General features: G+C 73.2%; 6 protein-coding genes. 1 reads left to right on the forward strand and 5 read right to left on the reverse strand.

Features of this window, described 5'->3' with window-relative positions:
• Positions 1 to 137: 137 nt before the first annotated feature.
• Positions 138 to 2,375 carry a serine/threonine-protein kinase gene (locus GKQ77_RS22580; protein ID WP_219690757.1) on the reverse strand — a complete coding sequence of 746 codons (2,238 nt, stop codon included), beginning with the start codon at positions 2,373 to 2,375 and terminating at the stop codon, positions 138 to 140.
• Positions 2,357 to 3,301, reverse strand: a complete 945-nt coding sequence (locus GKQ77_RS22585; protein WP_219690758.1) for an oxygenase MpaB family protein — start codon at positions 3,299 to 3,301, stop codon at positions 2,357 to 2,359. Before GKQ77_RS22585 ends, GKQ77_RS22580 begins: the two co-directional genes overlap by 19 nt.
• A gap of 154 nt (positions 3,302 to 3,455) precedes the next feature.
• Here GKQ77_RS22585 and GKQ77_RS22590 point away from each other — a divergent pair, with 154 nt between their 5' ends.
• Complete coding sequence (locus GKQ77_RS22590; protein ID WP_219690759.1) at positions 3,456 to 3,806, forward strand: hypothetical protein; 351 nt, start codon at positions 3,456 to 3,458, stop codon at positions 3,804 to 3,806.
• Positions 3,807 to 3,808: 2 nt separating this feature from the next.
• Here GKQ77_RS22590 and GKQ77_RS22595 read toward each other — a convergent pair whose 3' ends face one another.
• The 3 genes from GKQ77_RS22595 to GKQ77_RS22605 form a co-directional block, all read right to left on the reverse strand.
• On the reverse strand, positions 3,809 to 5,008 hold the full coding sequence (locus GKQ77_RS22595) for an acyl-CoA dehydrogenase family protein (protein ID WP_219690760.1): 1,200 nt from the start codon (positions 5,006 to 5,008) through the stop codon (positions 3,809 to 3,811).
• A gap of 294 nt (positions 5,009 to 5,302) precedes the next feature.
• The gene (locus tag GKQ77_RS22600) at positions 5,303 to 6,745 is read right to left on the reverse strand and encodes a PepSY-associated TM helix domain-containing protein (RefSeq protein ID WP_219690761.1); all 1,443 of its coding nucleotides are present in this window, start codon (positions 6,743 to 6,745) and stop codon (positions 5,303 to 5,305) included.
• 116 nt (positions 6,746 to 6,861) lie between these two features.
• A complete protein-coding gene (locus GKQ77_RS22605) occupies positions 6,862 to 7,830 on the reverse strand; it encodes a cation diffusion facilitator family transporter (RefSeq protein ID WP_258021768.1) in 969 nt (322 codons plus the stop codon).
• Between the last annotated feature and the right edge of the window lie 28 nt (positions 7,831 to 7,858).

The raw sequence follows: 7,858 nt of genomic DNA on the forward strand, positions 1-7,858 counted from the left end.
TCCTAGCACGGCGGCTCGGGGGGCGGGGGCGCTTGAGCGCGGGTGGCTTGAGCGCGGGTGAGCTTGAGCGCGGGTGGGCAGCCCGCCGGGGGCCCGGCGATGACCGGCGGCCAGGGCGCCTCGCGGGACGAGGCCGCTCACAGCGTCCCGGACGCTCGTTGCTGACGCAGTGACGCCACCCTGCGGTAAAGCTCCACCGCCTCCGTGCCGCGGCCCAGCTGTTCCAGGCAGTGCGCCTCGTCGTTGCGGCTGGCGAGCGTGTCGGGGTGGTCGGGGCCGAAGACCTGTTCGCGGGCGGCGGCCACCGCGCGGTACTCGGTGAGGGCGTCGGCCCAGCGGCCCAGCCAACCGAGGCCCACCGCGACCTCGCGGCGGCTCACCAGCGTGTCGGGGTGGTCGGGGCCGAGGACCCGCTCACGGATGGCGCAGACGTCCCGGGCCTCCGCGAGCGCCTCCTCCCAGCGGCCCTGGCGGCCGAGGTTCACACCGAGCCCGTGCCGCGCCCGCAGCGTCTCGGGGTCGGCGGGGCCGCTGACGCGCGTACGATCCTCGACGAGGTCGCGGTAGAGCTCAAGGGCCTCGGCGCTGCGGCCGAGCCTGCCGAGGCTGATGCCGACCTCGTAGCGGGCGGCGAGCGTGTCGGGGTGGTCCGCGCCGAGCGCCCGCACCCGCGCGTCGGCGACCTCGCGGTAGGTCTGCAGCGCCTCCGGCCAGCGTCCCAACTGGCCGAGCGCGTAAGCGACTTCGTAGCGGGTGACCAGGGTGTCGGGGTGGGTCGCCCCGAGGACGCGCGCGCGGGCCGCCGCCACCTCCTGAGCCAGCCGGTAGGAGTCCTCCAGGCGGCCGAGCCGGCTGAGGTTGTACGCGAGGTTGTGGCGGCAGCGCAGGGTGTCCGGATGGTCGGGGCCCGCCGTCCGTTCCCGGGCGGCGAGCACCGAGGTGTACATCTGGTGCGCCTCGAAGTGCTGCCCCAACTGGCCCAGTACGTACGCCATCTCCTGGCGGGCCGCGAGCGTGTCCGGATGCTCGGGGCCGAGGGAGCGCTCCCGGCCGCGGGCGACCCTGTCGTACTCGCGCAGGGCGTCGGCGGCGCGTCCGGTGCGGCTGAGCGTGAAGCCGACCTCGTACCGGCTGGCGAGCGTGTCGGGGTGGTCGGGCCCCAGAGCGTGCTCGCGTTCGGCGGCGACCGCGCGGTGCACCTCGCCCGCCTCCGCCCAGCGCCCGAGCCTGCCGAGGCTCAGTCCCGCGTTGTGGCGGCCGGCGAGCGTGGCGACCAACTCCGGTGACGGGGTCGGCCGTTCGGGCCGGCGGGGCGCCGGGGTGCGGCGCGTGTCGGCGCGCGGGATCCACTCGCCGGTCAGTCCGGCCGCCGCGTCGGGCGGGGTGGTGCGTAGCACGGAGGCGCCGCTCGCCTTGTGTCCGGTGGTCATGCCGCGGGTCCAGGAGGGCAGGCGCGGCTCACCGGAGGGCGGCTGCTGGGGCCTGCGCATTGGGGGCGTGAGGACGGTCGGGACGTACGGGGGTGTGGCGCGGCCCGCGGAGATGCGGCGGCGCAGGTCGCGCGCGTCCGGGGGCCGGTCGCCGGGGTCCTTGGCGAGCAGGTCGAGGACGATGTGCTCGAAATAGGCGGGCAGTTCGCCGCGGTGGCGGCGCGGCGGGGCGGGCACGGTGTCGCGGTGTCCGACGAGGACGGCCCAGGCGTCCTCCAGGTCGAAGGGCGGGGCGCCGGTGGCGATCTCGTAGAGCACGCACCCGAAGGAGTACAGATCGCTGCGCTGGTCGACCGGTTCGCCGCTGATCTGCTCGGGCGACATGTAGTGCGGGGTGCCCATGGCGATGCCGGTGCCGGTCAGGCGCGAGGTGAAGCCGATGTCGACGCCGAGCCTCGCGATGCCGAAGTCGCATATCTTCACGGTGCCGTCCGAGAGCAGCATGATGTTCGCGGGCTTCAGGTCCCGGTGCACGATGCCCTGTTCATGGGTGTACGCGAGGGCGGCGGCGACCTGGTCGGCGATCTCCACGACGTCGGCGACGGGCAGCGGCTGCTGTTTGTTGTCCTCAAGGAGCTGGCTGAGGTTGCGGCCTTCGAGGAGTTCCATCACCAGATACAGCACGCCCTCGTACTCGCCGAAGTCGTGGACGACGGTGATGCCGCGGTGCTGGAGCGCGGCCGCGACGCGCGCCTCGCGCCGGAAGCGCTCGCGCAGCACGCGCGTGAAGGACTGGTCGTGCTGGGGCCCCATCGGTTTGAGGCATTTGACGGCGACCTGGCGTCCGAGCGACTCGTCGCGCGCCCGCCACACCTCGCCCATCCCGCCGCGCCCGATCAGATCCAGGAGCCGGTAGCGGCCCTGGATCAGCCTGGTGTCCGCCATCTCCCGCTGTCGCCCCCGTCGCCTCGCTGCGCCCTCCCCGGCCCGTCCAGTATGGCGTCCCCCTTGTCGAGTTTGTACGGGGCCGGGCGGCTGCCGGGGCCGAGGCGGGCCATGGCGCGCAGGATGTGCTTGGGCGGAAGCTGCCAGCGCACACGCGCGGGGACGGCGCGCAGGGCGGTGCCGGTGAGGGTCAGGCGCCGGGTCACGGTGGAGGACGCTGGGGCGGCTCTGCCGTACAGCTCATGGGCGTACGACGGCAGGGAGGCGTACGCCAAAGACGCCACGCGCCGCCACAGCAGGGCGCGCGCCGGGGCGAGGAGGGGGTGCGTCGGCGGGTCGCGCAGGAAGTCGTCGACGGCGCGGGCGTCGGGCCCTGCGGCCAGCGCGGGGCGCACCTCGGCGAAGTACGCGGCGAGTTCCGCCGTCGAGCCGGGTACAGCTGTGGGGTCGAGGCCCACGAGCCGGGCGCTCTGCCGGTGCTCGTCGACGTACCGGTCGGCGAGCGCGTCCGGCATCCGGATCCCCGACCTGCGGACGACGTGGAGGTAGGAGTCGATCTCCGCGCAGTGCACCCAGAGCAGCAGCTCGGGCTCGTCGACGCGGTACCGCGCGCCGGTGTCCGGGTCGGTGGCCGTGAGCATCGTATGGATCTTGCGTACGCGGGCGCCCGCCTTCTCGGCGGCCTCGGTGGTGCCGTAGGTGGTGGTGCCGACGAAGCGGGCGGTGCGCATCAGGCGGCCCCAGGCGTCGCTGCGGAAGTCGCTGTTGTGCATGACGCCGCGGACCGCGCGGGGGTGCAGGGCCTGGAGGTAGAGGGCGCGGATCCCGGCGATCCACATCATCGGGTCGGAGTGGAGCTGCCAGGTCACCGACGCCGGGCCGAAGAGGCCGGGGTCGGGTTCACGTATGTGCTCGGGCTCGGGCATGGACGTGCACCTCCTGAGACGTTCCGCAGCGGGCGGCTCCCCGTTTATGCCACTCCGCCGCGCCGTCCGGTCCACAGTGTCGCCCACCGGCCCCGGCACGTGGAAGCGCCCTCGCGCGGTGGCTCCGCTCGCGGCCTGGATCTACTGTCGGGACATGGCACGCGCCTTGCGGGCATGGCTGGCCTCGGTGGGGCTCTTCGCGCTCGTCGCCTTTCTGCCCGGGCTCGTGGAGGGCGAAGGGCCGAGCCGGGCGGTGGTCGTGGCCGCCGCGGTCAGCTGCGGGGTGCTGCCCCTGTGCCGCCGCTCCCCTCTGGCGGCCTTCGCCGTGGAACGCCTGCTCACGGTCTGGCGCGCGGGCCGGCGGGCACCCCTCCTTGTGCTGCCGCTGCTCCCCGAACTCCTCTACGACGCCTTCATCCAGGCGGTCTTCGTACGCTCCGTCCTGGACGTCCTGCGCCGCCGCACGGCCCAGTGGCACCACGTGGGACAGCGGACGGCCACCTGAGGTCAGCGCCGGACCCGGGGCATCCCCAGGCCGATCCAGGAGATGATCTCGCGCTGGATCTCGTTGTTCCCGCCACCGAACGTGAAGATCACCGCCGAGCGGTAGCCGCGCTCCAGTTCGCCGTGGAGGACCGCGCCCGCCGAGCCCTCCTTCAGGGCGCCCGGCGCGCCGACGACCTCCATGAGCCAGGTGTACGCGTCGCGGCGCGCCTCCGAGCCGTAGACCTTGACGGCGGACGCGTCCTGCGGGGTGAGGGTGCCTTCCTGGACGGCGTTGACCATCTGCCAGTTGAGGAGCTTCATCGCGTCGAGCTTAGTGTGGGTCATCGCGAGCCGTCGGCGGACCCAGGCGAGGTCGATGACGCGGCGGCCGTCGGCGAGTTTGGTCTCCATCGCCCAGCGCTGCACGTCGTGCAGGGCGCGGATGGCCATGGTGCAGTGGGCGGCGAGGGTGACGCGTTCGTGGTTGAGCTGGTTGGTGATCAGGCGCCAGCCCTTGTTCTCCTCGCCCACGCGGCGGGAGGCGGGGACGCGGATGTTCTCGTAGTGGCTTGCGGTGGTGTCGTGCGAGGCGAGGGTGTTGATGAGGGTGCAGGAGTAGCCGGGGTCGGTCGTCGGGACGAGGAGCATGGTGATGCCCTTGTGCGGCGGGACGCCTTCCTCGGGCGGGGCGGTGCGGACGGCGAGCCAGACCCAGTCGGCGGTGTCGCCGTTGGTCGTCCAGATCTTCTGTCCGTTGACCGTGTAGTGGCCGCTGTCCTCGTCGCCCTCCCTGACCGCCTTGGTCCTGAGCGAGGCGAGGTCGGTGCCCGCGTCGGGCTCGCTGTAGCCGATGGCGAAGTCGAGCTCTCCGGAGAGGATCTTCGGCAGGAAGTAGCTCTTCTGCTCCTCCGTGCCGAACTGCATGATCGTCGGGCCGACGGTGTTGAGGGCCATGAGCGGCAGCGGGACGCCCGCCTGGGCGGCCTCGTCGAAGAAGATGAACTGCTCCATGGGCGAGAGCCCGCGCCCGCCGTACTCCTCGGGCCAGCCGACGCCGAGCCAGCCGTCCGTGCCCAGGCGGCGGATGGTCTCCCGGTAGAACCGCTTCTGGGCGGCGCGGTCGGCGTACCGCGTGTGGACGCTGTCCGGCACCAGTTCGGCGAAGTAGGCACGCAGCTCGGTGCGCAACCGCTGCTGCTCAGGCGTGTATTCGAGGTGCACGGCCCCTCCAGGCGCTCACTGGTTCGCTCGGCCTCGGACTTGACGGCGCACACAGTAGAACGCGTTCCAGGAATAGGGAATGCCGGTGACTCGGCCCGGTGCGGTGACCCCACACCATGGCCCACACCCATGGCCCCCACGCACGGCCCGCACCCATGGCCCGCGACCAGGCCGGCGCCAGGGCGCCTCGGCGATACACGGAGGAGCCCCGCCGCGACGGGGGAGACACGGCGGGGCCCACCTTTCGACTGCCCGCTCAGGGGCCGGTCACACACATCTGCCCGAACCTCCTCGCTACGGAGTCCGGCGGCCCCGCCGGTAGGCGATCTCGCCCAGCGCGATGTCCACGGCGAGGAAGGCCGCCAGCGGGATGCCGAGCAGCGGCACGAAGTAGCCGAGCACCGCGATCGCCGCCATCAGCGGGACCAGGATGTGCGCCGGTACGTCCTGCCAGGCGCCGCGCGCCATGGGCCGCCCGAACGAGGTCCCGCGGCCGCGCTGCCACCACATGCGGTATCCCCACACGATCAGCAGGATCAGACAGAGGGCGAGCGCGGCGAGCGCGATCTGGTTGACGACGCCGAAGAGCGAACCGGAGTGCGCGTCGATGCCCCACCGCGTCAGCTTCGCGAGTACGGGGTAGTCGTCGAACCGCAGGACGTCGGTGACCTCGCCGTTCGCGGGGTTCACGGCGACCGAGTCCTGCTTCACGGGCCAGCTGCGCCGGACCTGCTTGACGACGTACGCGGACGACGCGTCGGCGGGCGGGATGATCTCCACCGGGTTCGAGAGCCCTTCGCCGCGCGCCGCCTTCAGGACGGCGTCGAGGCCCACGTCGGCGGCCTTCCCGGTGCCGCCGGAACCGGCCGCGCCGCCGTGTTCGGAGTGCTCGCCCGCGCCGGCCGCGGCGACGCTCGGCGTGGTCTGCCCGATGGCCTCCCGCAGGTCGCTGATGCTCTGGCCCGCATATGTCGACCAGGTCAGACCGGTCGCCGACAGGACGAACAGGCCGAGCGCGGCCCACACGCCGACGGAGCCGTGCAGGGACAGCGTGCGGCGCCGGCCCGTCGCGCTCTTCAGGTTCCGCAGCTTCCGCTGCGACCTGCGGCGCCCGAACCACAGGACGAGGCCGCCGCCGGCGATCACCCACAGCCAGCTCGCGGCGAGTTCGCTGTAGAGCCGGCCCGGCTCGCCGAGGTGCAGATCGCGGTGGAGTTCGTCGATCCAGGTGCGCAGGGGCAGGGCGCCGGATGCCCCGTACTGCTCCAGCGCGCCGCACACCTCGCCCGTGTACGGGTTCACGAAGACGGCGAGCGTGCGGTCGGGGTCGACGCCCGGCACGCCGGAGAGCAGGACGCGGGTGGTGGCGCCGTCCTCCGGTGCGGGCCGGACCGCGCCGACCGTCCCTTCCGGGTGCGCCTTGCGGGCCGCGGCCACCTGCCGCGCCAGGGGTAGTTCGCTCTTGCCCGCCGCCACGGGCACGCGCAGTTCGTCCGCGTACACGATCTTCTCGACCTGGTACGAGCACGCGTACAGCAGGCCCGTGGTGGCCGCGACGAGGAGGAACGGGGCGATCAACAACCCGGCGTAGAAGTGCAGCCGCAGGACGAGCGGGCGCAACGACGCCCAGCCGGACCGCTTTCCCGCGGGCCGGACCTCCGAGGTCTCGGTCGGCTCCGGAGGTTCGACTGGCTGCTGCCCGTCGCCTTCGGCGAGGACGGTGGGTTCGGCGGGCATGAGTGGTTCTCCTGGATCTACGGGCCGCGGCCCGGCTGCGACCGGACCGGACAAGGAGTCGGCCCGCGCCCCCGCCGAGTTCCCGCCATGTCATGTGACCCGCACCACAGGGGGGTTCAGGCGGGCGTGTGATGGGCCAGGGCCAGGTGAGGGTCGCGCTCACCGGCGGCGGGCTCCGGGTCGGCGTGCACGAGGGCGGCCGTAAGCCGGGGCACGGCGTGCAGCAGTACGTGCTCGGCCTCGACGGCCACCTCGTGTGCCTCGCGGACGCTCAGCGAGCCGTCCACGACGACCGCCACCTCGGCGCGCAGCCGGTGGCCGATCCAGCGCATCCGCAGCTCGCCGACGCCTCGTACGCCCCGCACCTCCAGGAGTGCCCGCTCCGCCGTGTCGACGAGCGCCGGGTCCACGGCGTCCATGACGCGGCGGAAGACCTCGCGGGCCGCGTCCCGCAGGACCAGCAGGATCGCGGCGGTGATCAGGAGGCCGACCACGGGGTCGGCGAACCGCAGTCCGAGGGCGGAGCCGCCCGCGGCGATCAGCACGGCGAGCGAGGTGAATCCGTCCGTACGCGCGTGGAGTCCGTCGGCGACGAGCGCGGCCGAGCCGATCTCACGGCCGACGCGGATGCGGTAGCGGGCCACTCCCTCATTGCCGAGGAAGCCGAGCACGGCGGCGAGGGCCACGGCGGGCACGTGGCTCATGTCCCGTGGGTCCAGGAGCCGTTCGAGAGCCGTCCAGCCGGCGAACGCGGCCGACGCGGCGATGGTGAGGACGATGACGAGGCCCGCCAGATCCTCCGCCCGGCCGTATCCGTACGTGAAGCGGCGCGTGGCGGCCCGACGACCGAGGACGAAGGCGATGCCGAGCGGCACCGCGGTCAGGGCGTCGGCGGCGTTGTGCACGGTGTCGCCGAGCAGGGCGACGGAACCGGACATCACCACGACGACCGCCTGCGCGAGGGCCGTCAGGCCCAGCACGCCGAGGGAGACCCAGAGCGCCCGGATGCCGCGCGCCGAACTCTCCAGCGCCGTGTCGACCTTGTCGGCCGAGTCGTGGGAGTGGGGGGTGAACAGGTGGCGCAGACGGTGCCGGTGCCGCTTGGGTCCGGCG

The organism is Streptomyces anatolicus (assembly GCF_019400875.1).
GTDB lineage: Bacteria > Actinomycetota > Actinomycetes > Streptomycetales > Streptomycetaceae > Streptomyces > Streptomyces anatolicus.